At 72.4% G+C, this 26,742-nt stretch carries 11 protein-coding genes and 1 pseudogene; 9 read left to right on the top strand and 3 right to left on the bottom strand.

The window, feature by feature from the left end:
- The first annotated feature begins 13 nt into the window (after positions 1-13).
- The 7 genes and pseudogenes from ACIRR8_RS19345 (at position 14) to ACIRR8_RS19315 (ending at position 18,704) form a co-directional block, all read left to right on the top strand.
- Positions 14-4,480, top strand: a complete 4,467-nt coding sequence (locus ACIRR8_RS19345; protein WP_404066001.1) for a beta-ketoacyl synthase N-terminal-like domain-containing protein — start codon at positions 14-16, stop codon at positions 4,478-4,480.
- Positions 4,473-12,883: pseudogene (locus ACIRR8_RS19340) on the top strand (type I polyketide synthase). Before ACIRR8_RS19345 ends, ACIRR8_RS19340 begins: the two are co-directional and overlap by 8 nt.
- Positions 12,880-13,944, top strand: a complete 1,065-nt coding sequence (locus ACIRR8_RS19335) for a ketoacyl-ACP synthase III family protein (protein ID WP_404065998.1) — start codon at positions 12,880-12,882, stop codon at positions 13,942-13,944. Before ACIRR8_RS19340 ends, ACIRR8_RS19335 begins: the two are co-directional and overlap by 4 nt.
- Positions 13,944-15,215: an ACP S-malonyltransferase gene (fabD, locus tag ACIRR8_RS19330; protein WP_404065996.1), complete on the top strand. Its 1,272-nt coding sequence runs from the start codon at positions 13,944-13,946 to the stop codon at positions 15,213-15,215. Before ACIRR8_RS19335 ends, fabD begins: the two co-directional genes overlap by 1 nt.
- A gap of 102 nt (positions 15,216-15,317) precedes the next feature.
- Positions 15,318-15,737: a helix-turn-helix transcriptional regulator gene (locus tag ACIRR8_RS19325; protein WP_404065994.1), complete on the top strand. Its 420-nt coding sequence runs from the start codon at positions 15,318-15,320 to the stop codon at positions 15,735-15,737.
- A gap of 10 nt (positions 15,738-15,747) precedes the next feature.
- Positions 15,748-16,164 carry a VOC family protein gene (locus ACIRR8_RS19320; protein ID WP_404065991.1) on the top strand — a complete coding sequence of 139 codons (417 nt, stop codon included), beginning with the start codon at positions 15,748-15,750 and terminating at the stop codon, positions 16,162-16,164.
- A 146-nt stretch (positions 16,165-16,310) separates the two neighbouring features.
- Positions 16,311-18,704 carry an ATP-binding cassette domain-containing protein gene (locus ACIRR8_RS19315; RefSeq protein ID WP_404065988.1) on the top strand — a complete coding sequence of 798 codons (2,394 nt, stop codon included), beginning with the start codon at positions 16,311-16,313 and terminating at the stop codon, positions 18,702-18,704.
- A gap of 57 nt (positions 18,705-18,761) precedes the next feature.
- Here the strand turns inward: ACIRR8_RS19315 and ACIRR8_RS19310 are convergent, their stop codons facing one another.
- On the bottom strand, positions 18,762-19,211 hold the full coding sequence (locus tag ACIRR8_RS19310; RefSeq protein ID WP_404065986.1) for a hypothetical protein: 450 nt from the start codon (positions 19,209-19,211) through the stop codon (positions 18,762-18,764).
- Positions 19,212-19,444: 233 nt separating this feature from the next.
- Between ACIRR8_RS19310 and ACIRR8_RS19305 the strand changes: the two genes are divergently transcribed.
- Together ACIRR8_RS19305 and ACIRR8_RS19300 are read left to right on the top strand one after the other, a co-directional pair.
- Positions 19,445-21,712 (top strand): tetratricopeptide repeat protein, encoded by a 2,268-nt coding sequence (locus tag ACIRR8_RS19305; RefSeq protein WP_404065983.1) that lies wholly within the window; start codon positions 19,445-19,447, stop codon positions 21,710-21,712.
- A gap of 101 nt (positions 21,713-21,813) precedes the next feature.
- Positions 21,814-23,397, top strand: coding sequence for a phytoene desaturase family protein (locus ACIRR8_RS19300; RefSeq protein WP_404065980.1), 1,584 nt, complete (start codon positions 21,814-21,816; stop codon positions 23,395-23,397).
- Positions 23,398-23,435: 38 nt separating this feature from the next.
- On the opposite strand, the gene ACIRR8_RS19295 is transcribed toward ACIRR8_RS19300, so the two are convergent.
- Positions 23,436-24,599 (bottom strand): SGNH/GDSL hydrolase family protein, encoded by a 1,164-nt coding sequence (locus ACIRR8_RS19295; protein WP_404066562.1) that lies wholly within the window; start codon positions 24,597-24,599, stop codon positions 23,436-23,438.
- Positions 24,600-24,795: 196 nt separating this feature from the next.
- Positions 24,796-26,709 carry a serine hydrolase gene (locus ACIRR8_RS19290; protein ID WP_404065978.1) on the bottom strand — a complete coding sequence of 638 codons (1,914 nt, stop codon included), beginning with the start codon at positions 26,707-26,709 and terminating at the stop codon, positions 24,796-24,798.
- Positions 26,710-26,742: the final 33 nt, after the last annotated feature.

Here is a 26,742-nt window from a genome sequence, read left to right as displayed (position 1 = left end):
GAAGGGACTGACCATGAAACACCTGCTGCTCGGCTTCCTCTGGTCCCATCTGCGCACGCTCGGCGCGTTCCGGGTCTCCGGCCAGACCCCGGAGGCCGCACGGGAGTCGGCAGGCCTCGCGCCGGGGTACGGCGCCTGGTTCGACGAGTGCCTGCGCATCTTCGAAGGGGCCGGCTACATCGAGCGGCGGGACGGCAGGATCCTGCTCGACGAGGCCAGGCCGCACCGGCCGGTCGAGCAGTTGTGGCGCGAGTGGGAGACGGAGAGGCCCACGTGGCGGGAGAATTCCGACCTCGCGGCCACCCACCTCCTGGTGGAGACCACCTTGCGTGCCTTTCCCGACATCCTCACCGGACGGCGGCCGGCCACCGAGGTCATCTTCCCCGGCGGATCGCTGGAGCTGGTGCAGAACGCCTACGCGACCAACCCGGCGTCGGCGTTCTTCAACCAGGTGCTGGCCGCCGACCTGGTGGCGCGGCTGCGACGGCGGGCGGAGGCCCGGACGGCGGACGGCGCGCGGATCCTGGAGATCGGCGCCGGTACGGGAGCCACGAGCGCCGTCGTCCTGGCGGCGCTGCGGTCCGCGCGGCTGGACGTGCGCGAGTACTGCTACACCGACATATCAAGGGTCTTCCTGAACCACGCGGAGCGTCTCTTCGGTGCGGAGAACCCTTGGCTGACCTGCGAAATCCTGGACATCGAGCGCCCGGTGGCCGATCAGGGCCGCACCCTCGGCGCGTACGACGCCGTGGTCGCCGCCAACGTCCTGCACGCTACCCGGGACATCCGCCACACCCTGCGCAACGCCAAGGCGCTGCTCCGGCCCGGCGGACTCCTTGTCCTGAACGAACTGACCGCGAACAATCTGCTCAGCCAGTTCTCATTCGGTCTTCTCGACGGATGGTGGCGCTACGAGGACCCGCACCTGCGGATCCAAGGCAGCCCGCTGCTCTCCACGGAGCACTGGCGGGACGCCCTGACGCAGGAAGGATTCCGCGCGGTCGCTCTGCCCGCGCGGGATGCCGAGGATCTGGGACAGCAGATCATCGTGGCCGAGAGCGACGGCGTCATACGGCGGCCGACGGCCGTACCGCGCCCGTCCGCGCCGCACGCGGCACCGGTGCGCGAGAGTCCGGCGCGAACCGTAACCGATCACAGCGACGCGAGCGAGCCCGGAGACCGGCTGCGCGTCCACATCGAGGCAGTCGCGCTCGATGTGCTGGCCGAGGCGCTGGACATCCCGCGAACGAGGATCGGGCGGGACGAGTCCTTCTCGAATTACGGGCTCGATTCGATCTTCGCGGTGAACGTGGCCCGGACCCTGGGCGGGACGCTGGGCATCGACCTCGACATCACGGTGCTGTTCGAGCACAACACCCTGGCCGAGCTGGGCGAGTTCATCGTCTCCGAGTACGCCGAGGAGCTGCGGGACGCGCTTCCGCCGGAGCCCGCACCGCCGGACGGGGTATCCGGTCCCGTACAGCCTGACCCTCAACCTCGACCTCAGGCTGAGGTCGACGAGGCGGCGCTCGACGGCATGGCGATCGTCGGCATGTCCGCACGCTTCCCCGGGGCCGACGACATCGACGAGTTCTGGCGGATCGTCGAGCAGGGCGGACGGCACATCACCGCACCGCCGGAGAAACGCGCGGACTGGGCGTCGTACGACAGCGACGAGGCGGCCGCCCTGCGCGGCGGATTCCTCGACGGGGTGCATGCGTTCGATCCGCTCTTCTTCCGCATGTCGATGACCGAGGCGCGCCAGGTGACGCCGGAGCTGCGCCTGCTGCTGATGGCGTCGTGGAACGCCGTCGAGGACGCCGGCTACCGGCCGGCCGAGCTGCGGAACCGGCCCACGGGGGTGTTCGTCGCCACGACGCAGAGCGAATACCGGCCCGCTGTCAGCGACCTGATGAGCCTGCCGTCGCCCGCGATGGTGCCCAACCGGATCTCGTACCTGCTCGACCTCAACGGCCCCAGCGAGCAGTACGACACGACGTGCTCGTCCTCGTTCGTGGCCCTGCACCGGGCGATCCGGTCCATCCGCGACGGCGAGTGCGAGCAGGCGATCGTCGGCGGGGTGAACCTGGTGATGTCGCCTGCGGGTTTCGGCGGGATGCGGGCCGCCGGGATGCTCAGCCCGAGCGGTGACGTACGGCCGTTCCAGGAGGGCGCCGACGGTACGGCGCGCAGTGAGGGCGTCGCCGCCGTACTGGTCAAACCCCTGCGCCGGGCCGTGGAGGACGGGGACTTCGTCCACTGCGTCGTACGCGGCACCGGCGTGTCCCACGGCGGCAGGGGGGTGTCCTTCACGGCACCCAACATCAAGGGCATGAAGGCAGCCGTCGCGCACGCCTACGCCGACGCCGCGATCGATCCGGGCGCCGTGGAGTACATCGAGACCCACGGCATGAGCTCGATGCTGGCGGACAGCGCGGAGCTGGCGGCGCTCGGCGCCGGACTCCGCACCGGGAACCACGGCGCGGACGTGACGTATCTGGGCAACGTGAAGCCCTGCATCGGGCACACGGAGGTGGTCTCCGGCCTGGCCGCGCTGGTGAAGACCGCGCAGGCGATACGGCACGGCGTGATCCCGGCGATCCCGGGCTTCGGGCAGCTGCACCCCGAGCTCTCCCTCAAGGGGACGCGGCTGCGCATCGCCGAGCAGAACCTGCCGTGGCCCGAGCGCACCGACGACGCCGGCCGGCCGCTGCCGCGCCGCGCGGGCATGCACAGCTTCGGGATCGGCGGCGTGAACGCGCATGTCGTACTGGAGCAGTACATCGCCCCCGCACACCCGGACGACGACCCGGGTGAGCAGATCCTCGTGCTCTCGGCGCAGAGCGTCGACGCTCTGCGCGAGCGGGCACGCCGGCTGACGCACCGGCTGGCCGGAGCGGATCCGCGCTCCTGGGCGGACATCGCATACACGTTGCAGGTCGGCCGGGAGGCGATGAGCTGCCGGCTGGCGTTCGTGGCGCGGAGCACCGACGAGGCCGCTCGCGTTCTGGACGCCTGGCTCGACGGCGACCCGGACACGCTCGCCCGCGTGGCGTTCGCCGACGGCGCCGACCCCGCTGCCGGCCCCGGGTACGACGGGAAGCCGACGCACCGCGACGACGTGGCGGAACACTGGGTGGCGGGCACGTCCATCGACTGGGGCGTGATGCGTCGCGGCGCTCGGCGCAGGCGGATCCCCTTGCCCGGGTATCCCTTCGCCCGCCTGGCGTGTTTCGCCGATCAGGTGCCGCGGTCGGATCAGTCCGCGCACACCGGCGACGGCTCCCCTGGCGGTGCGGACGCAGTGGACGGCGAGGACCGCGAAGCCTTCGTCGCCGATCTCGTCGCCTCGGTGCTGGGCCTGCCGCGCCACGAGATCGACGGTACGAGGTCGCTCGCCGACTACGGCCTCAACTCCCTGCTCCTGGTCGCGATGCTCGGCCGGATCAGCAGCGCGTTTCCGGGCTTCCGGCCAGAATGGTGGCAGCCGCACGACACGTTGGACGACGTGGTCGCGAGGCTGTCAGAGGCGGAGGCCCGCTCCCCGCGCGTGTCGGCCCCGGAGCTGGTCCGCCTCAACGGCGCGACCGAGGGCAGGCCGGTGTTCTGGATCCACGGCGCCCTCGCCGGCGTCGAGTCCTACCGCACGATCGCCGAGCGGATCGACCGCCCGTTCTACGGCATCCAGGCCCGCGGCCTACTGTCCGAAGACCCGCCGATCGAGGGCGTCACGGCCATGGCCGCGTACTACACCGAGGTCATCCGCTCGGTGCAGCCCGAAGGGCCGTACGACGTCGGCGGGTTCTGTCTCGGTGGCATCGTCGCCTACGAGGTGACCCGGCGGCTGCAGGAGCAGGGGCAGGACGTGGCCTCGCTGACGATGGTGGACTCGCCGGACGGGACCGGTCTGGCGAAGGCGAACGCGAACGGGTTCCAGTCCGCCCGGAGCGCGGCCCTCCAGGTCGTCAACTCCCTGCTCTGGCCGCCGGGGGAGAAGGACCCGGCGGTCCTGCGTGCCCGTCTCGTCCACCGGGACGAGGTCGCGGAGAACCTGGACGAGGACGCGTTCGTCCTGCGGCTCGCGGAGCTGGCGGCCGAACGCGGCCTTGCCATGAGACCTGACCGGACCGCGCGGTTCGTCAGGCGCAACATGGCGATCCAGCTCGCCTACCGGCTCGGCGAGCACACCATCAGGCCCCTGCCGCGGCCGGAAGCCGTGGTGTGCACCTACTTCCGCAACCGGCGCGGGCTCTTCCTGGGCGAGGTCGAACCCTACTTCCAGCTCGCCGGCGAAACCTTCTCCCTCGACCACGTGAACTACCGGCAGGACTGGGAGCGCGAGCTGCCGGGCCTGCGCCTGGTGGAGATCGACGCCGCGAACCACATGACGATCCTCAACGACGCGGAGCCGCTCACCGCGATCGAGGAGACCTGCCTGGCGCTCTACGCGCCCGACGAGATCGGGGCCACCCGTGGCTGACCAGACCGCCGCCCGGACGTACGGCCGCCAGGAGCCGGTGGCGATCGTCGGCATCGGCTGCCGACTGCCGGCCCGGATCGATGACCCGACCGCACTCTGGCAGGCGCTGCTCGACGGTGTCGACGCCGTGCGCCAGGTGCCCGCCGACCGGTGGAACGCCACCGCCTGGGCCGACGCGGAGGCGTCCGGCGGAGCGGCGAACCGGCGCGGTGGATTCCTCGACGACGTCACGGGATTCGACGCGGAGTACTTCTCCATCCCACCGGCAGAGGCCCGGCAGATGGACCCGCAGCAGCGGATCGCCCTGGAGGTGGCGTGCGCCGCCGTCGAGGACGCACGGCGTTCCACGACGAGTCTCGCCGGCACGCGCACCGGTGTCTTCATGGGCGCGATGTGGCAGGAGTACCCGCTGTTCACTCAGGGCGCCGCCGAGGCGATCCACGCCCACTCGGCCATCGGCTGGGACACCTCGGTGATCCCGTCCCGCATCGCGTACGCGCTGGGGCTGCGCGGCCCCGCGATGGGCGTGGCGACCGCGTCCAGCTCCTCCTTGGTCGCGGTGCACCTTGCCGTGCAGAGTCTGCGCTCCGGCGAGTCGGACTTCGCCCTCGCCGGCGGCGTCAACCTGATGCTGCATCCGAACACCTCGGTGGCCATGACGAAACTCGGCACACAGAGCGCTGCCGGCCTGAGCCGCGCCTTCGACGGTGACGGCGACGGCTACGCACGAGGCGAGGGCTGCGCGGTGGTCGTGCTGCGCCGGCTGTCCGACGCGCTCGCCGACGGCGACCGCGTCTACGCCCTGGTGCACGGCAGCGCCGTCAACAACGACGGCGCGACGGACGGACTGACCGCCCCCGGCCGCGAGGCGCAGACGGAGGTGCTGCGATCGGCGTGGGAGAACGCGGGCGTCGCGCCGGGTGCGGTGTCGTACGTCGAGGCGCACGGCACGGGCACGCCGCTGGGCGACGTGACGGAGGCGGGCGCGCTCGGCGCCGTGTTCGGGCCCGACCGGCCCGCACCGCTGCGCATCGGCTCGGTGAAGACGAACTTCGGCCATCTCGAACCGGCGGCCGGCGTGCTCGGGCTCGTCAAGGCCGCGCTGGCGGTGCACCACGGCGTCATTCCCCCGAGCCTGCACTTCCGCACACCGAACCCGCGCATCGACTTCTCCGCCGAACGTCTGGAAGTGGTCACCGAAGCAGCCGCGTGGCCGGACGGGCCGCGGTTCGCGGGGGTGAGCAGCTTCGGATACGGCGGCACCAACGCGCATGTCGCCCTCGGCGAGGCGCCCGAGGGCGCGCCGGCACCGGGCGCACCGGACGCGGGTGCTCCGGTCTGCCTGACGGTGTCCGGCACGAACCCGAACGCGCTCGCGCGCAACGCCGCACGGCTGGCGAGCCACCTCGGGCAGTCGCCCGGGACGAGGCTGTCCGACGTCGCCCACTCGCTGGCGACGACCCGTACGCAGCACCCCACGCGCGGCGTGGTGATCGCCGCCACGCCGGACGAGGCGGTCGCCGGTCTGCGGGCGCTCGCCGCGGACGAGAACCATGACGCGGTGGTGACGGGCGCGGCCGCCGAGCGCGGCCGCGTCGCGTTCGTCTTCCCCGGCCAGGGCGCCCAGTGGTGGGGGATGGGCCGGGCGCTCTGGGAGCAGAACGATGCGTTCCGCGAGGCCGTGACGGCCTGCGACGAGGCCCTCGCCCCGCACACCGGGTTCTCGGTCGCAGCAGTCGTGCGTGGGCACGACGGGATCGCGCCGCCTTTCACGCGTACGGACGTGGTGCAGCCGGCGTTGTTCGCGATGTACGTCGGGCTCGCCGCGATGTGGCGCGCCTGGGGCGTCGAGCCCTCGGCGGTCGTCGGCCACAGCCAGGGTGAGGTGGCCGCGGCGGTCGTCAGCGGGGCGCTGAGCCTGGCCGACGGCGCTCGCATCGTGGCGTTGCGCGCCCGGGCCGTGCACGACCATGCGCCGGACGGGGCGATGGGACTCGTGGAGCGCCCGGTCGGCGAAGTCACCGAGCAGCTGGCGGCCTACGGCGAGGCGCTGTCCGTCGCGGTGGTGAACACCGCGCGCTCGACCGTCGTGGCCGGAGACGCCGAGGCGGTGGACCGGTTCCTCGCGCAGATGGAGGACACCGGCGCGTACTGCCAGCGTGTGGACGTGGACTACGCATCGCACAGCCCGCACATGGACGTGCTGCTGCCCGCGCTGCGCGAGCAGCTCACGGGCCTTGCCCCGGCGGATGCGGGGATCGCCTTCTACTCAAGCGTGACGGGTCAGCGGGCAGCCGGTCCGGAGCTCGGCGCGGACTACTGGTGCCGCAACCTGCGCGAGCCGGTCCGCTTCGATCGCGCGCTGGAACGTCTGCGGGCGGACGGGTTCGGGGTCTTCGTCGAGGTGAGTCCGCATCCGGTGCTCCAGATAGCCCTGGCCCAGGGCACCGAAGCCGACGCGGCGGCCGTCGTGGTGGGCAGCCTGCGCCGCGAGCGCGGCGGGATCGAACAGCCGCTGCGGGCGCTGGCGGAGCTGCACGTCCAAGGGGTCCCCATCCCGTTCTCGGCCCCGGACACGCGCCGGGCGGACCTTCCGACGTACGCCTTCGAACACCGCCGCTACTGGCTGGACGAACATGACGACGCGGTCCCGGCCGTCGACAACGGCTCGTGGCGCGAGGACGTGATGGCCCTGCCCGAACCCGAGCGCCCGGGATCAGTGGTCGCACTCGTCACGCAGGAGGCCGCGGCCCTGCTCGGCCGGCCCGCGGCAGGCGTGCGCCCCGACCTGACGCTGCGCGAACAGGGCTTCGACTCCCTCATGGTGGTCGAGCTGCGCAACCGGCTCAGCGCACGGACACGGGTCTCGCTGCCCACCGTGCTCGCCTTCGACTACCCCACACCGCAAGCCATCGCGACGCTGCTGCTGACGCACGCCGATACGCAGGACGCGCGGGACGAGGCCCCGGAGGTCTCGCCCGCCGTCGCCGAGCTGCCCGCGCGGCCCGACGATGACGACCCCGTCGTGATCGTGTCGATGGCCTGCCGGCTTCCGGACGGAATCGACACGCCCGAAGCGTTCTGGGATCTGCTCGCCGACGGCCGCGAAGCCTCCTCCCCGTTCCCGCGGCGCTGGGACGGATGGGACCTCGACACCATCGAGGAGACGGAGCGCGCCGCCACCGGCAGGCGCTTCGAGCGCAAGGGCGGCTTCGTACGCGACGTCGAGGACTTCGACGCCGCGTTCTTCGGGCTCAGCCCGCGTGAGGCGCTGTCCCTGGACCCGCAGCAGCGGCTCGTCCTGGAAGTCGTGTGGGAGGCGATCGAGAGGGCCAATCTGCGCACCGCGTCCCTCGAAGGCAGCAACACAGGCGTCTACCTCGGCGCGATGAGTTCGGACTACGACGTCGCCCGGCGCTGGGACGTCGGGAGCAGCGACGGCTACAAGATCACCGGCAACGGGTCGAGCCTGATCTCCGGACGGGTGTCCTACACCCTCGGCCTGTCCGGACCGGCGCTCACCATCGACACCGCGTGCAGCTCCTCGCTCGTGGCCCTGCGCCTGGCCTGCGAGGCGCTACGCAACGGTGAATGCGACCTGGCGCTCGCCGGCGGAGTGACCGTGATGAGCACCCCGCAGATCTTCGTCGAGTTCAGCCGCCTCAACGGGCTGGCGGCCGACGGCCGTTGCAAGAGCTTCGCCGACGACGCCGACGGGACGAGCTGGGCGGAAGGCTGCGGCGTCCTGGTGCTCAAGCGGCTCTCGGACGCGAGGCGCGACGGTGACCGGGTGCTGGCCGTCGTACGGGGCACCGCCATGAACCAGGACGGCCGCAGCCAGGGCCTCACCGCGCCGAACGGCCTCGCGCAGCAGCGCGTGGTCCGCAGTGCCCTGGCCGACGGAGGGCTGACCCCGGCCGACATCGACGCCGTCGAAGCGCACGCCACGGGCACCGTGCTCGGCGACCCCATCGAGGCCGGCGCCCTTGCCTCGGTGTTCTCCGGCCGCGTACGACCCCTGCACCTGGGATCGGCCAAGTCCAACATCGGCCACGCCCAGGCGGCGTCCGGCGTCATCGGCGTCATCAAGATGGTGCTGGCACTCCAGCACGAGTCGCTGCCCCGCACGCTCCACGCGGAGAAGCCGAACACCCGGATCGACTGGACCGGCGGCGAACTGGAGCTTCTGCGGGAGCCGAGGAAGTGGCCGCGGACCCGGCGGGTGCGTCGCGCCGGCATCAGCTCCTTCGGTATCAGCGGCACGAACACCCACGTCATCATCGAAGAAGCACCGGAGACACCGCAGGCCGTCGTCGCGGACCGGCCCGGCGACGGTCCCGTCCATCCGTTGGTGATCTCGGGCACCGACGCGGCCGCCCTGCGTGCGCAGGCCCGGAACTGGGCCGAGTGGCTGGACGCGCGGCCCGCCGCGTCGATGCGGGACATCGCCCACACCTCCGCCGTCGGCCGTACGCACTTCGACGCGCGCGCCGTGGTCTTCGCGGGCAACGCCGTGGATGCCGCAGAGGCCCTGCGAGCGGTCGGGCCCGGCTCCGGTACGGCGCTGGGGAAGATCGCCTTCGTGTTCCGCGGCCAGGAGGCGCAGTCGCCGGGAGCGAGCCGTCAACTGCTGGAGCAGAGCCCGGTGTTCCGCGACACCGTGGCGGAGTGCGACGCGGTCCTCTCGCCGTTGACCGGCTGGTCCGTGCTGAAGGTGCTGCGCGGCGAGGAGGACGTGAGCGGTCCTGATGTGCTGCCGTGCACGCTGTTCGCGACCTGCCTCGGACGCGCGGCGCTGTGGCGCAGCTGGGGTGTGGAGCCGGCGGCGGTGGTGGGCGACGCGCAGGGCGAGGTCGCCGCCGCCGTGGTGAGCGGGGCGTTGAGCCTGGAGGACGGCGCCCGCGTCATGGCCCTTCGAGCCGGCGCGCGCTCGGGGGACGCGGTCGGCGGTGCGATGTCAGGGGTGGTCCCTGCCCGGACTTCCGTCCCCTTCCGTTCGGGCCTGACGGGCGAGGTCGTGCCGGGCTCGCAGCTCGGCGGCGACTACTGGCTCCGCGATCTGCAAGAGCAAGAGCAAGAGCCGGAGCGAGAGCGAGGGCCGGAGCAAGAGCCGGAGTCGGAGCCCATGGGGCTCGACCGTGCGCTGGAGCGGCTGCGCGGCGAGGGGATCGGAGCGTTCGTCGAGGTGGGCCCGTCCTCCGACGGCGGCTCTGGCGGCGTGGACCAGCTCTGGCGAGCGGCCGCCACGTTGTTCGAGCGGGGCTTCCCTCTGGACTGGGAGCGAGTCCTCGGGTCCCATGGCGCCGGAAAGGCCGACGTCCCGACGTACGCGTTCCAACGGCAACGCTTCTGGCTCGGCGATCTTCCCTCCGGGCCCGTCACGGTGACGGCCGGTCAGGCTGCGGACGGCCACCCGTGGTTCGACGCGATCACGACGCTTGCCGGCAGCGGCGGTCACCTGTTCACCGGTCGGCTGTCGCTCGACGACGACCCGTGGCTGGCCGATCACGTCGTCGGCGGACAGGTCTACGTACCGGGCGCGGGCCTGATCGACGCCGCGCTGTTCGCCGCCCGGACCGCAGGTGCCGACGCCCTGGCAGACCTGACGCTGCTGGAGCCGGTCGTCCTCCTTCCGGGCCGTACGCTGCGGATCCAGGCCACCGTCGGCGATCCGGACGCGCACGGACGACGCCCGTTCGCGCTCCACAGCCAGCCCGAGGACACGGATGAGCCGCTGGTCTGGCAGCAGCACGTGAGCGGAGAGTGTGTGACCCGTGCGGGAGCCGACGCCACCATGCCGCCGGACCTCGACGACTGGCCGGTGCCCGATGCCCGGGCCCTGGACACCGAAGCCTTCTACGGACGCGCCCTCGCAGGCGGGCTCGACTACGGCCCGGCGTTCCGGGGATTGCGCGAACTCGCCTGCCGCGACGGCGTCCACTACGCGCGGGTGTCCCTTCCGCACGAGCTGGACACGGCCGGCCACGGCCTGCATCCGTCGCTGTTCGACGCGGCCCTCCAGGTCGTCGTCGCCGGTCTGATGGAAGCGGGTGCGGCTCCCGGGCCGCTCGTCCCGTTCATCTGGTCGGACGTCGAGCTGTTCCGTACCGCAGGCAGAGAACTGACCGTGCGCGTGTCGTACGAGTCCGGCGGGGACGAGGACCTCGCGGCGGCCACCGTGTGGCTGGCCGACCCGGCAGGCGGGCCGGTGGCCCGGATCGGCGGGCTGAAATTCCAGCCCGGCCGACGCCGCGGCCACCCGTTCGCCGAGCACCTCTACCGCGTCGGCTTCGAACCCGTACACCTCGGGGCCGAAGCCTTCGACCCGGCGGGCACTCTCGTGGTCGGTGACACGGAGCTGGGCGCGGGGCTCGGCGCCGACGTCGTACCCGACCTGGACGCCCTCGTGGCGCGGCTCGATGCCCGGGCGCATGCGCCTCGGCGGCTGCTGTTCGCGCTGCCCGACGACGCGTCCGCCCGGCCGGACGACGCGGAACGCAGCGCCGCCGAAACGCTGCGGACGCTCCAGGTGTGCCTCGGGGACGCCCGGCTCCAGGGCGCGGAGCTCGGGTGGATCACCCGCGACGCGGTGTCGTCGAGCCCTGATGATCAGGTGGGGAACTGGGCCCATGCCGCCGTGTGGGGCATGGTACGCACGGCCCGTACGGAACAGCCTGAGCGGCTCCTGCGCCTGATCGACCTCGGTCCCGGCACCCCGGACTTCCGGCTTCTGGCGCGCGTGATCGAGACCGCCGGCGAGCCGGAGTGCGTACTGCGCGGCGAGACCGCCCACGTACCACGGGCAAGGCCGACCGTCGCGGAGGTCGACGCGCTCGTCCTGCCGGACGGAGGTGGCTGGCAGGTGGACCGGCGGGATGACGGTCGGTTGGACGTCATCGCCGCCCCGCACGAGGAGGTGGCGCCGTCGGAAGTCCGCGTCGGAGTACGAGCCGCCGGGATGAGACCGGAGCAGGCACCACAGGTCCTGGAGTTCGCGGGGATCGTCAGGGAGGTCGGCAGCGGCGTCACCTCCGTACGCGTGGGTGACCGGGTCATGGGCCGTGCGGCAGGCGCGCTCGGCGATGAGATCCGCGTGGACGGTGCCGCTCTCAGGCCGACGCCCGCGCACCTCACCTTCGCCCAGGCCGCAGCCGGTCCGTCCGCCTCCGATCTGAGGCAGGACGAGGGGGCGTTCACCGCCTTCGACGTACGCGAAGCGCCGTACGCCCTGCGCCACGCGCAGCAGAACGCCGCACACAGGACCGTGCTGACCCTGCCACGCGCCCTCGACCCGGACGGCACGGTGCTGATCACCGGCGGTCTCGGTGAGCTCGGCAGCGCGCTCGCCGCACACCTGGTCCGCGCGCACGGAGCGCGGCGGCTCGTGCTGCTGTCGCGGCGCGGCGGCAACGCGCCCGAAGCCGGCTCGTTCGTGCGGGAGCTCGAAGCCGCGGGCGCCGAGCGGGTGGACCTGGTCGCGGGCGACGTCGCGGACCGGGCCGCGGTGGCCGCCGTACTGGAAGGGATCGACCAGGGCCATCCCCTCACGGCCGTGTTCCACCTCGCCGGCGTGCTCGACGACGGCCTGGTGGAGGGCTTCACCGCGGAGCGGCTGCACCGGGTGATGGCACCCAAGGTCCAGGGCGCGCGCCTGCTGGACGAGTTGACCGAGCGGTTGGACCTGGCCGCGTTCGTCCTCTTCTCCTCTGCAGCCGGAACGCTGGGCACCGCGGGACAGAGCGGATACGCGGCGGCCAACGCGACGCTGGACGCCCTGGCGGCGAACCGGCGCAAGCGGGGCCTTGCCGGACTCAGCCTCGCTTTCGGACTCTGGGAACAGGCCGGAGTGGGCATGACCGCCCACCTCGGCAAGGCCGAGCTGGGACGCCTGCGGCGTCAGGGGATCGGCGCCCTGACCTTGGCCGAGGGCCTGCACGCCCTGGACGTCGCACTCGCGCGGCCCGAGACCCAGCTGATGCCCGTACGCCTGGAACTGGCATCGTTGCGACACGCGCTCGGCGATGCGGAAACGCCTCCTCTGCTGCGCGCCATGCTGCGGCGAACCACCAAGGGGCGCGAGGCCGAAGCCTCCGGGACCGTGCAGTCGCTCGATACGCGGATGGCGGACGCCACCGACGCCGAACGACCGGCCCTGCTGCTGGAGCTCGTCCGCAGCGAGGTCGCCGACGTGCTCGGCCTGCCCGGACCCGACAGCGTGCCGGCCGACCGGGCACTGCGTTCCCTCGGGATCGACTCGCTCACCATGGTCCAGCTGCGCAAGCGCCTCGCCAAGCGGCTGAACACCACGCTGCCCGCCACCCTGGTGTTCGACTACCCGACCGCCGAGGCCATCGCCGGGCTCCTGCTCCACGACGCCACCACCTGAGAGGGAACGAGAAGTGAAGACAGAGGCCCTGTTCATCGCGGGTACCGCGACCTACCTGCCTCCGGCGACCAAGGTCGAACAGGCCGTCGCCGACGGCCGGTTCGACGCCCAGGACGCCGAGGACACGCAACTCGAATCGGTCTGCGAAGCCACGGACGAAGCTCCGCCCGAGATGGCGGTGGCCGCTGCCGAAGATGCCCTGCGAAGGTCGGGTCACCGGGCCGAGGACATCGCGCTGCTGCTGCACGCCTGCGTGTACTTCCAAGGACTGGAGCTCTATCCGACGGCTTCCTACATCCACCGCGAAGTGCTCGGGGACCATTCGGTGCTCGCCTTCGAGGTCAAGAACGCTTCCAACGGCTGTATGACCGCGCTGGACATCGCGGCGCGTTCCCTCTCGGCCACCGACGACGTGGCGGCGCTGGTGACCACCGCCGACAAGGTCAGCCTGCCCGCGATCGACCGCTGGAACAGCGACATCGGCATCGTCCCCGGCGACGGCGCGTCGGCGATGGTGCTCAGCAAGAGGTCCGGGTTCGCCCAGGTGCTGAGCACCTCCACGGTGTCGGATCCCACCCTGGAGCGCCTGCACCGCGGCGACGCGCCCTTCACGCCCCACCACGACCCGACGCTCCCCATCGACCTGCGGCTGCGCAAGCTGCAGTACCTGGGAGACGTCGAGCTCGACGAGTTCACCCGCCGGTTCCGGGCCGGCCTCAGCGACTGCGTCGACGGGGCCCTGCGGGACGCAGGCATACGTCTGGGCGACATCGCCCGGTTCGTCGTCCCGCACTTCGGACGCACCGTGCTGCAGCGCGAGGTCCTCGCCGCACTCGACATCGACCTCGATCTCACGACCTGGTCCTGGGGCCGCACGGTCGGCCACCTCGGCGCGGGCGACCAGATCGCCGGACTCGACCACCTCGTACGGGAGCGCGCCGTGGACGTCGGCGACCTCTGCATGCTGCTCGGCGTCGGCGCCGGCTTCACCTGGACGTGCGCCGTGGTCCGGATCACCGAACTTCCCGCGTGGCCGACGCGGCCGGCCGGATTCGACCTCGGGGCCGGGCGGATCTGATGCGCTGCTACGTGTTCCCGGGACAGGGCACCCAGAAGAAGGGGATGGGACGCAGCCTGTTCGCAAGGTTTCCCGACCTCCTTCGGCGCGCCGACCGGGTGCTCGGATACTCGATCGAGGAGCTCTGTCTGGAGAACCCGGAACGACGGCTCTCCGAGACGGCGTACGCGCAGCCGGCGATCTACGTCGTCAACGCGCTGCACTGGTCGGCGGCGCAGGAGGATCTGCCACCCGCGGACTTCTTCGCGGGCCACAGCCTCGGCGAGTACAGCGCCCTGCTCGCGGCCGGCGCCTTCGACTTCGAAGGCGGCCTGACGCTGGTGCAACGCCGTGCGCAACTGATGGGCGAGGTCGGCGGCGGTGCGATGGCCGCAGTCGTCGGTGTCTCCGAACAGATCGCCGAGGAGACCCTGAAGCGGCACGGCGCCACCGGCGTCGTCATCGCCAACTACAACGCGCCCGAACAGATCGTGCTCTCCGGCAGCCACGAGGAACTGGCGCACATCAAGCCGGTCTTCGAGAAGGTGGAGGGTGTCCGGGGCTTCATCCCCGTCCGGGTCAGCGGACCCTTCCACTCGCCGGCCATGGCCCCGGCCGCCGCGCGTTTCGGCGACCTCCTGGCCTCGGTCGACCTGGCCGAACTGCGGACACCGGTCATCTCCAACGTGACCGGCCGGCCGTTCGGCCCCGACGCGCGGGAGGTCCGCGCACTGCTCGCCGAGCAGATCGCCCAGCCCGTCCGCTGGACCGAGTGCATCCGGTATCTGCGGGACGCGGGCGTGTCGGTCTTCATCGAACTCGGCGAATCGAAGGTGCTCACCTCGCTCATCGACCGGATCACCACCGCGCAGGAGCCCGCGCCCGACCCGCGCCGAGACCTGATCGAGCGCATCAGGCGTGAAATCCTCCAGCCGGAGATCGGCGACGAGGCGCTGAGCTTCGACGAGGACGCGTCGTTCCGGCAGCTCGGCCTGAACTCCATCATCTACGTACGCCTGGCCCGCCGGGCCGGGACGGTCCTCGGCATTACGGTCAAGCCGGACGTCATCTTCCAGCACCGTTCCTGCGCGGCCCTGGCGGACCACCTCCTGACCCGCGACGACATCGCACCAGCCGTCTCCCAAGCCGTCACCCCCGCCGCGGCGCCGGAGGCCCCACCCGCGCCTCTGCGCGAATACCAGGACGAACGGGTGACGGCCCTGCTGCGCGACTGCGCGAACGGGACCCTCACCGTGGACCGGACCATCGACGCGATCCGCGCCCTCGCGTGAGGAGCGCCGGTTGCGGCATTACGTCGTTCTGCCTCCTTGAGCGGGTGGGGCGAGCGGGGGCGCGACCTCTCGCTCACCCCGCTCCCATGGGAAGATGGCTGAGTGACGCTGGAGGACCTCGTCCGGCTGCGCCGGGCCCGTGACCGCATGGACCGTGAGTACGCGGAGCCGCTCGACGTGGCGGCGCTCGCCCGCGGTGCGCTCATGTCGCCGGGGCACTTCTCCCGCAGCTTCCGTTCCGCGTACGGCGAGAGTCCGTACGGCTACCTCATGACCCGCCGGATCGAGCGGGCCAAGGCGCTGCTGCGCCGCGGGGACCTGTCGGTGACCGACGTCTGCTTCGCCGTCGGGTGTACCTCGCTCGGGTCCTTCAGCTCCCGTTTCACCGAGCTGGTCGGCGAGAGCCCCAGCGCCTACCGGGCGCGGCCGCACGAGGAAGGCGCCGCCATCCCGGCCTGTGTCGCCAAGATCCACACGCGACCGGTCAGGAATGGAGAAGCGAAAGTGCCACCCCGTCCGTAGCGTGAACCTCATGGAAATCAAGCTCGCACAGACCTTCATCGCCGTCGACGACCACGACAAGGCGCTCACCTTCTACCGGGACGTTCTCGGCCTGGAGATACGCAACGACGTCGGGTTCGAGGGGATGCGCTGGGTGACGGTCGGCTCCCCGGCGCAGCCGGACGTCGAGATCGTCCTCGAACCGCCGCTCGCCGACCCCAACGCCCCGGCCGCCGACAAGCAGGCCATGGCCGAGCTGCTCGCCAAGGGCCTGCTGCGCGGTGTCATCTTCTCCACCGACGACGTCGACGCGACCTTCGAGCGCATCCGCGCCGCGGGCGGCGAGGTGCTCCAGGAGCCGATCGACCAGCCGTACGGAGTCCGTGACTGCGCCTTCCGCGACCCGGCCGGCAACATGCTGCGCTTCAACCAGCCGCGCAAGGGCTGAAGCCTCCGCCGTTGGACCGGTTCCGCTGCGGTGCGGGACCGGGGCGGACGAGAATAGAACGTAACGTTCGAACCTGGTGAGACCGGGCCGGGGCCGCCGGAGACGGACGTGAGCGGCGGCGGCCCCGCGCGACAGATGGAGAGACGATGAGCAAGGCCGCAAGGACCGGATCGCAGTCGGCAGCGCAGCCGGTCGCCGACAGCCACGAAGTGATCCGGGTGCACGGGGCGCGCGAGAACAACCTCAAGGATGTCGACATCGAGATCCCGAAGCGCCGGCTGACGGTGTTCACCGGGGTCTCCGGCTCCGGCAAGAGCTCGCTGGTGTTCAACACGATCGCCGCGGAGTCGCAGCGGCTGATCAACGAGACCTACAGCGCCTTCGTCCAGGGCTTCATGCCGACGCAGGCCCGCCCCGAGGTCGACGTGCTCGAAGGGCTGACCACGGCCATCATCGTCGACCAGCAGCGGCTGGGCGCCGACCCCCGCTCCACCGTCGGCACCGCCACCGACGCCAACGCGATGCTGCGCATCCTCTTCAGCCGGCTCGGCAAGCCCCACATCGGCTCGCCCAACGCGTTCTCCTTCAACGTGGCGTCGGTCAAGGCCAGCGGCGCGATCACGGTGGAGCGCGGCGCCGGTACCAGGACGGAGAAGCAGACCTTCACCCGTACCGGCGGCATGTGCGTCCGCTGCGAGGGCCGGGGCACGGTCTCCGACATCGACCTCACCCAGCTGTACGACGACACCAAGTCGATCTCCGAAGGCGCGTTCACCATCCCCGGCTGGAAGTCGGACAGCTGGTGGACCGTGCGGACCTACGCCGAGTCGGGCTTCCTCGACCCGGACAAGCCGATCCGCAAATTCACCAAGAAGGAGATGCAGGACTTCCTCTACCGGGAGCCGACCAAGGTCAAGGTCGAAGGCGCCAACCTCACCTTCGAAGGGCTGATCCCCAAGATCCAGAAGTCGTTCCTCTCCAAGGACAAGGAGGCGATGCAGCCGCACATCCGGGCCTTCGTGGAACGCGCCGTCACCTTCACCACCTGTCCCGAGTGCGCGGGCACCCGGCTCAGCGAGGGTGCCCGTTCCTCGAAGATCAAGAAGATCTCCATCGCCGACGCCTGCGCGATGCAGATCAGCGACCTGGCCGAGTGGGTGCGCGACCTCGACGAGCCCTCGGTGGCGCCGCTGCTCGGCGCGCTGCTCGGCACGCTCGAATCGTTCGTCGAGATCGGCCTCGGCTACCTCTCGCTCGACCGGCCCTCGGGCACGCTGTCCGGCGGTGAGGCGCAGCGCGTCAAGATGATCCGCCACCTCGGCTCCTCGCTCACGGACGTCACGTACGTCTTCGACGAGCCCACCATCGGCCTCCACCCGCACGACATCCAGCGCATGAACGACCTGCTGCTGCGGCTGCGCGACAAGGGCAACACCGTGCTCGTGGTGGAGCACAAGCCGGAGGCCATCGCCATCGCCGACCACGTCGTCGACCTCGGCCCCGGCGCCGGCAGCGCGGGCGGCACCGTCTGCTTCGAAGGCACGGTGGAAGGACTGCGGGCCGGCGGGACGCTCACCGGCCGCCACCTCGACGACCGGGCCGTCCTCAAGGAGAAGGTGCGCACTCCCTCCGGCACGCTGGAGATCCGCGGCGCCTCGGCCCACAACCTCCAGGATGTCGACGTCGACGTCCCGCTCGGAGTCCTCTGCGTGGTCACGGGTGTCGCCGGTTCCGGCAAGAGCTCCCTCATCCACGGATCGATCCCGGCCGGCGAGGACGTCGTCTCCATCGACCAGACCGCGATCCGTGGCTCCCGCCGCAGCAACCCGGCCACCTACACCGGGCTCCTCGAACCCATCCGCAAGGCGTTCGCCAAGGCCAACGGCGTGAAGCCCGCCCTGTTCAGCGCCAACTCCGAAGGCGCCTGCCCCACCTGCAAGGGCGCCGGGGTCATCTACACCGACCTGGCGATGATGGCGGGCATCGCCACCGTCTGCGAGGAGTGCGAGGGCAAGCGGTTCGAGGCCTCCGTGCTCGACCACCAGCTCGGCGGTCGCGACATCAGCGAGGTCCTCGCGATGTCGGTGGACGAGGCGGAGAAGTTCTTCGCCGAGGGGGAGGCCCGCGTCCCCGCCGCGCACAAGATCCTCACCCGGCTCTCGGACGTCGGGCTCGGCTACCTCCGCCTCGGCCAGCCGCTCACCACGCTCTCCGGCGGTGAGCGCCAGCGGCTGAAGCTGGCCACCCACATGGGCGAGAAGGGCGGTGTGTACGTTCTCGACGAGCCGACCACCGGTCTGCACCTGGCCGACGTGGAGCAGCTGCTGGGGCTGCTCGACCGGCTGGTCGAGTCCGGAAAGTCGGTGATCGTCATCGAGCACCACCAGGCGGTCATGGCGCACGCCGACTGGATCATCGACCTCGGCCCCGGCGCCGGACACGACGGCGGCCGGATCGTCTTCGAGGGCACCCCGGCCGACCTGGTCGCCGACCGCTCCACCCTCACGGGCGAGCACCTCGCGGCGTACGTCGGAGGCTGACGGGAGTGCTTTACGGGGCCGGGGGACGCCCTCCGGCCCCGAACCGGCCCTCGCGGCTCAGGACGGCCGGTCGCGGTGGAGCCACGACGGGACCTCGGGAACATCCGCGTCCCAGGCCCGCGGCTGTTCGGGCTCCGGCTCCGGCCGCGGCTTCGGTGGTGGCGGAGGCGGGAGCACCGGATTCGGCTCCGGCTCCGGTTCGGGGGCGGCCGGAGGTACGGGCTTCGGCGCCGCGCTGTCGTACAGCTCCTCGATCACCGTGAAGCGGCAGTGGAAGCTCTGCCAGGCCCCGTCCAGGACCAGCACGAACCCGTCGGACTCCCGGTAGAGCCTCCGGCGCTTCGGGCTCGCCGGATGCACCGGCCGGTACGTCTCGGCCCGCTGCCGCAGAACCGCCAGCGCCTCCTCGCGCGTACCGTCCACATGGTCCATGACACCGGCCGACCAGACCCGGCGCTGACCGCCGAGCCCGAGGTTCTGCTCCACCAGCAGCCCCCACCTGGGCATGATTCCCCCGCTCGTCGATGGTTCCGCCGTGCCGCGGCGGCTCTCCCTCCCCGGAGGCCCCGCGTCGTACCATTGTTCCTGATCTTGTTACGCGTCCTGGCACCGCCCGTACGCCCAGGCGTCGTCCGGCAGTGCGCCCCGCCGCGTACCGGCTCCGCCGGGAGGCCGCCATACTGGACGGGCCGGGGAGGGCGCGGGCAGTGGCGGGGAACGACGGGGGCGAGAAACGGGAGATGGCGGACACCAGGCTGATCCAGAGCCGGTACCGGCTGCTCGATCTGATCGGGCGCGGCGGCATGGGCGAGGTGTGGCGGGCGCGGGACGAGTCGCTGGGCCGTCTGGTCGCCGTCAAGTGCCTCAAGCCCATGGTCCCGCAGCACGACCAGGCCTCCACCCGCATCCTGCGCGAACGCTTCCGCCGCGAGGCCCGGGTCGCCGCCTCCCTCCAGCACCGGGGCGTCACCGTCGTCCATGACTTCGGCGAGCACGAAGGCGTCCTCTACCTCGTCATGGAGCTGCTGGAGGGTCACAACCTGAGCCAGCTCCTGGAGGAGAACCAGCAGCGCCCGCTCCCCGTCGACCATGTCGTCGACATCGCCGAGCAGGTCGCCGACGCGCTCGGCTACACGCACCGGCAAGGCATCGTCCACCGTGATCTGAAGCCCGCCAACATCATGCGGCTCACCGACGGCACGGTGAAGATCTGCGATTTCGGCATAGCGCGTCTCGGCCACGACATCGGCGTCACCTCCCGGCTCACCACCACCGGCATCGCCATGGGCACCCCGCACTACATGTCGCCCGAGCAGATCGGCGGCAAGGAGGTCGACCACCGCAGCGACCTCTACTCGCTCGGCTGTGTGCTGTACGAGATCGCCACCGGTGTACCGCCGTTCGACCTGGACGACGCCTGGGCGGTACTCGTGGGACACCGCGACACCCAGCCCGAACCGCCGCGCACCCACCGCGCCGAACTCCCGGGCTTCTTCGACCGTGTCGTCCTGGACCTGCTGGCCAAGGCCCCCGACGAGCGGCCCGCCGACGCGGGCGATCTGCGCCGCCGGATCGTGCTCGGCCGCACCGGCGGTCAGGCGGTGACCGGCCTCGCGTACCCGTCGGTCCCGCTGACCGGCCCGCCCGACGCCGCTGGGCCCGCCGTCCTCCGTCCGGACTCCGGACTGCCGTCCTGGGCCCGTGGCATGACGCCTGGACACAAGGCCTCCGCCTCCCTCGTCCCGGGGGCCGCCCTGCCCGACCCCGCCGAAGGACTCACCGGCCGCTGGACCACCGCGAAACCCACCACCGCGCCCTCCGACACCGACGGTTCCACCGGGCTGAGGCCCATCGCCCCCACCCCCGAGCTGCTCGCCGACCTCGCCGGCCGCCACAGCTCGGGCGTCGACCTGGGACGGCTGGGCCGGTGGGAGGAGGCGGGCGAGGTGCACCGCGCGGTGGCGGCGGAGCGCGAGAGCGTGCTCGGCCCCGACCATCCGGACACGCTCGCCAGCCGGTACGAGGTCGGCCTCACCCTCAGCCGCACCGGCCGGGCCGCCGACGCCCTGCGCGAGTTCGGCCAGGTCGCCGCGGGCCGCGAACGCGCCCTGGGCCCCGACCACCCGCAGACCCTCGCCGCCCGGCAGCAGACCGCCCACGTCCTCGGCCAGCTCGGCCGCCACTTCGAAGCCCATCAGGTGTACGCGGCGGTCCTCGCCGCCCGCACCCGCTCGATGGGCCCCGACCACCCGGAGACCTTGCGCTGCCGCCACAATCTGGCGTTCAACCTCAGCCGTCTCGGACGGCCGGAGGAGTCGTGGCAGCTGGCCACCCAGGTCGCCGAAGACCGGGCCCGGCTGCTCGGCGCGACCCACCCCGACACGCTCGCCACCCGGTACGAAGTCGCCTACACCCTGGGCCGGTTGGGGCGCTGGGCGGAAGCGCTGGAGACCTACCAGGAGGTCGCCGGGGCCCGCGCCGCCACGCTCGGCGCCGACCATCCCGACACCCTCGCCGCCCGCTACGAGGCCGGTATCAGCCTCGGCCGGCTCGGCCGCAGCGCCGAGGCTTTGGAGCTGTACCGGGGCCTGGTCACCGACCGTACGCGGGTGGGCGGACCGTCCGACCCCGAGACGCTCCGCGCCCGCCACGGCCTGGGCGTCAACCTGGGGCGGATGGGCCGCTGGGAGGAGGCGCTCGCCGAGGCGCGCGACGTGTGCGAGATCCGCGAGCGCACGCTCGGCGCCGACCACCCGGACACCGTGACCAGCTGCCGAGAGGTCGCCGTCGCCCTCGGCTGGCTCGGCCGGTGGACCGACGCCCTCACCGCGTACCGGACGGTCGCCGGGGCACGCGGCCGGGCTCTCGGCCCCGACCATCCGGAGACCCTGGCCGCCCGCCACGACGAGGCGCACTGCCTGGACCGGCTGGGGCGGAAGGAGGAGTCCGCCGAGCTGTTCCGCACGCTCGCCGCCCACCGGGCCCAGAACGCCCTGCCGCCGAACTGAAGCCACCGCCTGCGGAAGCCGCCCCCGGGAACAAGCCCCCGCCTGCGGAAACGGCCCCGGGACCTCTGGCCGGAGGACAGCCCTCCATGTTACGAAGGTGCATGCCCGCACCTGAACCTGAACCGTCCGCTCCGCACCCCGGCGCACCCGCCCGAGGCCGCTACGACGCCGTGATCGTGGGCGGCGGCCACAACGGTCTGGTCGCCGCCGCCTACCTCGCCCGCGCCGGACAGTCCGTCCTCGTCCTGGAGCGCCTGGACACCACCGGGGGAGCGGCCGTCTCGACCCGCCCCTTCGCCGGCGTCGACGCCCGCCTCTCGCGCTACTCCTATCTGGTCTCGCTGCTGCCGCAGAAGATCGTCCGGGATCTCGGCCTCGCCTTCGCCGTACGGAAGCGGACCGTGTCCTCGTACACCCCGGCCCTCCGCGACGGACGTGCCACCGGGCTCCTCGTCGGCGGCGACCGGACGCGGGAGTCGTTCGCCGCGCTGACCGGAGGCGAGCGCGAGTACGAGGCGTGGCAGCGCTTCTACGCCATGACGCGGCGCGTCGCCGAACGGGCCTTCCCGACCCTCACCCAACCGCTGCCCGAACGGGAGGCGCTACGGGCCCGGATCGACGACCCGGAAGCCTGGCGGACGCTGTTCGAGGAGCCGATCGGCGTGGCCGTCGAACGCGAATTCAGCGACGACCTGGTGCGCGGCGTGGTGCTGACCGACGCCCTGATCGGCACCTTCTCCGACGCCCACGATGCCTCGCTGCTCCAGAACCGCTGCTTCCTCTACCACGTGATCGGCGGCGGAACCGGCGACTGGGACGTCCCCGTCGGCGGCATGGGCGCCCTCACCGACGCGCTGGCAGGGGCCGCCCGTGCGGCGGGCGCCGAGATCCGCGTACGCCACGAGGCGACCCGGATCGAGACCGACGGCACGCACGCCGAGGTCACCGTCCGCACCCCGGACGGCGAACACACCGTCGCCGCCCGCCGGGTGCTCGTCAACGCCTCCCCGCAGGCGCTCGCCGCCCTCCTCGGGGAGACCCCGCCACCGCCCGCCGAAGGCGCCCAGCTCAAGGTGAACATGCTGCTCACCCGGCTCCCGCGCCTCCGCGACCGGTCCGTCGACCCCCGGCAGGCCTTCGCCGGTACGTTCCACATCGCCGAGGGGTACGGGCAGCTGGCCGACGCCTACCGGGACGCGGCGGCCGGACGGCTGCCCGCCGCACCGCCGTCCGAGATCTACTGCCACTCGCTGACCGACCCCTCGATCCTCGGCCCCGGCCTCGCCGCGCGCGGCTACCAGACCCTCACCCTCTTCGGCCTCCACACCCCGGCCCGCCTCTTCACCGCCGACAACGACGCCACCCGCGTCGCCCTGCTCAAGGCCACCCTCGCCGAACTCGACGCCCACCTGGAGGAGCCGATCACCGACTGCCTGGCCCGCGACGAGAACGGCGAACCCTGCATCGAGGCCAAGACCCCGCTCGACCTCGAACGGGACCTCCGCCTGCCCGGCGGCCACATCTTCCACCGCGACCTCTCCTTCCCGTACGCGACCGAGGCCACCGGGAAGTGGGGCGTCGAGACCGCCCACGCCAACGTCCTGCTCTGCGGAGCGGGCGCGGTGCGCGGCGGCGGGGTCAGCGGGGTGCCCGGCCACAACGCGGCGATGGCGGCGCTGGGTTAGGGGGTGTCCGGCCCTGATCCGCCGGACACCCCCAGCCCCTACCGCAGGTGCCGCTGTTCGACGGCGGCGGCGATGGCCGTGTGGCCCGCGGGCCCCGGATGCAGGCCGTCGCCGCTGTCGTACTCCGGCAGCAGCCGGGACGGACGGTCCGGGTCGCGGAGCGCGGCGTCGACGTCGGTGACGGCGTCGAAGATCCGCCCGGTCCGCACGGCCTCGTTGACCCGTCGGCGTACCGCGTCCTGCTCCGGCGTCCACCGCGGCCACCCTTCGAACGGCGTGATGGTGGCGCCCACCACCCGCAGCCCGGCGGACCGGGCGCGCAGGGCCAGTTGGCGGTACGCGGCCACCATGCGCGACGGGTCGCGTTCGGCGGGCACATGGAAGAGGTCGTTGACGCCCAGGTGCACCAGGACCGTCCGCAGCCCCGGCAGCGACAGCACGTCCCGGTCGAAGCGGGCCTGGCCACCAGGTCCGTAGCGGTCGCTGTCGAGCAGCAGCCGGTTGCCGCTGATGCCGAGGTTGGCGACGGCGGAGCCGGGCAGTCGGCGCGCCAGCTGGTCGGGCCAGCGCAGGTCCGCGTCGTCGGGTGTGCCGGCGCCCTCGGCGATGGAGTCGCCCAGCACGGCGACGACCGGGCCGCGCGCGCCGGTCGTCTCGATGCCGGTCAGGAGGAGGACGGACCGGGTGCGGACGCCGTCGACGGTGTGCCAGGCGTGGGTGTCGCGGTGGAAGGAGAGCGGGCCGGTGGGGCCCGGGAGCCGCGTTGCGACGGTCAGCGGGGAGCCGTCCGGCACGCGGAGGCCCTCCACCGGGTCGCTGGTGAGGGTCGCGCCGGCGGCCAGCCATCCTTGCGGCTGCCCGGCGAAGGTGACGGGGCGGCCGTCGGCGGTCACCGGGCCCACCAGTACCGGCGCGGTCCCGAAGGCGTGCGCGTACCGCAGTCTGACCTGCCCGCCCGCCGAGAGCCGCAGCCGGGTGGTGCAGAGCCCGTCGGTCAGCCCGGCTGCCGCGAGCGGATCGTCCGCCGTGGGCGAGGTCTGCGCGGTGGCCCAGGAGGTGGTCCAGGGCGTGGCGGGGTGCGGGCGGGCGGCCTCGCGGTGACCGGCCGCCCGCGCGTCCGGGGCGGTGAGAGCCGCCGCCATGCCGGTGGCGGCCGCGTACAGCAGACCTCGCCTCGCCGTCGCGGGAGCCCGGCCGGTCACGGGGAGGGCGGCGGTGTGCGGGACGCTGCTCATGGGGTCGGGCCTCCGGTGATCGGTCCTGGGCAACGCGCACGCGGACCGACCTGGACGGGGCTCGGTGACGTCCAACAGCCCCTGGGCGGAACGGTGCTGCCATTCTGGCGGCAGCCGGCGGCGCGCGACAGCCCATGACGCGGCGCGCCGCCCGCCCAGCCGCTCAGTCGGCCGACAGCACCCAGCCCGCCGCCGCGATCCGGCCCGCGTCCCGGGGGCGGCCGGAGTCGAAGACCGTGCCGACGCCGTCCCGTACCCGCAGGGAGTCCACATACGCGCCGCGCCCCACGTACAGCTGATCCGTCGCGTACCGCCACCGCAGTCGGACGCTTCCGCCGCGCCACGCCGACAGGTCCGCCTCCGCCCGGTGCCACACCCGCCCGGACCAGCCCGAGACCCAGCCCTCCGGGTGCGGCTGAGGTGCCGGGCGGTGGCGGCCCGGGCCCACCGTGGTGAACGGCACCGGCTGCCACGCCCCGCCGGCCGAGGCCTCCAGCACCAGCCGGTCGGAGCCGGGCTCGGTGTCCCACCACAGGGCGCACTCCAGCCTGGGGCGCGGGGAGTCCAGGCGGAGTGCGGGCAGGGTGAGCGTGGCGGTGGAGGCGCTCGCCATGCCGGAGAACCAGGCCGTACGTCCTCGCTCCGGCCGGACCGGCACCGCCCGGGCCAGCTGGTTGGCGGTCGCCACCCGGGGCGCGCTGCCCGAGCGCCAGCTCCGTACGGGATGGACCGAGTTGCCCAGCACGATCAGGAACGTGTCGGTGGACGGGTCGAGCACCAGGCTGGTCCCGGTGAAGCCGGTGTGGCCCGCCGAGCGCGGCGTGGCCATCGCGCCCATGTACCAGTGCTGGTAGAGCTCGAAGCCGAGGCCGTGTTCGTCGCCGGGGAAGGCGGTGTTGAAGTCGGTGAAGAGGAGGTCGACGGAGTCCTCGGAGAGGATGCGGGCGCGGCCGTAGACACCGCCGTTGAGCAGCGTCCGGGCCAGGACGGCCAGGTCCCAGGCGCAGGAGAAGACCCCGGCGTGACCGGCCACGCCGTCGAAGCTGTAGGCGTTCTCGTCGTGCACCTCGCCCCACACCAGGCCGCGTTCCAGGCCGGACCACGGGAGCCGGGCATCCTCGGTGGCCGCGATCTTCGGCTTCCAGGAGGCGGGCGGGTTGTAGCGCGTGCGGTGCATCGAAAGCGGAGCAGTGATCTCGTCGTGGAGCAGGAGATCCAGAGTGCGACCGGTGATCTCTTCGAGGATCAGTTGCAGCGAGATCAGGTTGAGGTCGGAGTAGAGGTAGGCGCTGCCGGGGGTGCTCGCCGGGACCTCGTTCCAGATCATCCGGAGCTTTCCCTCCCGGGTCGGCTCCTGGTAGAGCGGGATCCAGGAACGGAAACCCGAGGTGTGGGTGAGCAGCTGGCGGACCGTGACGGACTGCTTGCCACCGCCCGCGAAATCCGGAAGATACGAGGCCACGGTGGCCTCCAGCTCCAGCGCGCCGCGCTCGATCTGCTGCACCGCCAGGATCGACGTGAACAGCTTGGAGATCGACGCCAGGTCGAAGACGGTGTCCTCGGCCATCGGAATCTGCTGCTCCACCGGGAACTCCACCCCGGTGTCCGTGCTCTCGTCGTACCCCGCGTAGCGCACGGCATGGCCGATCGGCCGGTGCAGCGCGACCGTGCCGCCCCGTCCGGCGAGCAGCACCGCGCCCGCGTACCAGGGGTGCTTGGGCGAGTCGGCGAGGTACGCCTCCGCCTCCCGGACGAGCCGGTCCAGCGGCCCCTGGAGCAGCCCGGCGCGTGTGGCGCTGCCGCGCCGCAACGTGGGCCCGGGCCGGCGGGCCTTTGATCCCATGCCCGCTCCCGTCTCCGCCGCCACCGTGCCCGGCGCGCCCCGCTCGGCCGCCCCCGCCAGAGGGATCGGTGCCAAGGCGAGCGCGCCGCCGAGTGCCAGTATCCCGCCGCCCAGCCTCCGGCGGCCGATGCCGCTCCCGCTTCCTCGCGGTTTCCCGTCGCCCGCCGTGTGCCCGGTCCCTCCCGGCTCCCCGCCGCCCGCCGTGTCCCCGTTCTCCGTCGCGTACCCGGTCATCCGCAACCCCTTCCCATGCCCAGAAGGGCCGCC

The organism is Streptomyces sp. NPDC101178 (genome assembly GCF_044767965.1).
GTDB lineage: Bacteria > Actinomycetota > Actinomycetes > Streptomycetales > Streptomycetaceae > Streptomyces.
Note: the sequence above shows the minus strand (reverse complement) of the source record. Positions and strands in the feature narration are given on the sequence as shown.

Coding starts and splice junctions, on each gene's coding strand:
- ACIRR8_RS19345 (WP_404066001.1), top strand. CDS start 14: ATGAAACACCTGCTGCTCGGCTTCCTCTGGTCCCATCTGCGCACGCTC.
- fabD (WP_404065996.1), top strand. CDS start 13,944: ATGCGCTGCTACGTGTTCCCGGGACAGGGCACCCAGAAGAAGGGGATG.
- ACIRR8_RS19320 (WP_404065991.1), top strand. CDS start 15,748: ATGGAAATCAAGCTCGCACAGACCTTCATCGCCGTCGACGACCACGAC.
- ACIRR8_RS19315 (WP_404065988.1), top strand. CDS start 16,311: ATGAGCAAGGCCGCAAGGACCGGATCGCAGTCGGCAGCGCAGCCGGTC.
- ACIRR8_RS19310 (WP_404065986.1), bottom strand. CDS start 19,211: ATGCCCAGGTGGGGGCTGCTGGTGGAGCAGAACCTCGGGCTCGGCGGT.
- ACIRR8_RS19305 (WP_404065983.1), top strand. CDS start 19,445: ATGGCGGACACCAGGCTGATCCAGAGCCGGTACCGGCTGCTCGATCTG.
- ACIRR8_RS19300 (WP_404065980.1), top strand. CDS start 21,814: ATGCCCGCACCTGAACCTGAACCGTCCGCTCCGCACCCCGGCGCACCC.
- ACIRR8_RS19290 (WP_404065978.1), bottom strand. CDS start 26,709: ATGACCGGGTACGCGACGGAGAACGGGGACACGGCGGGCGGCGGGGAG.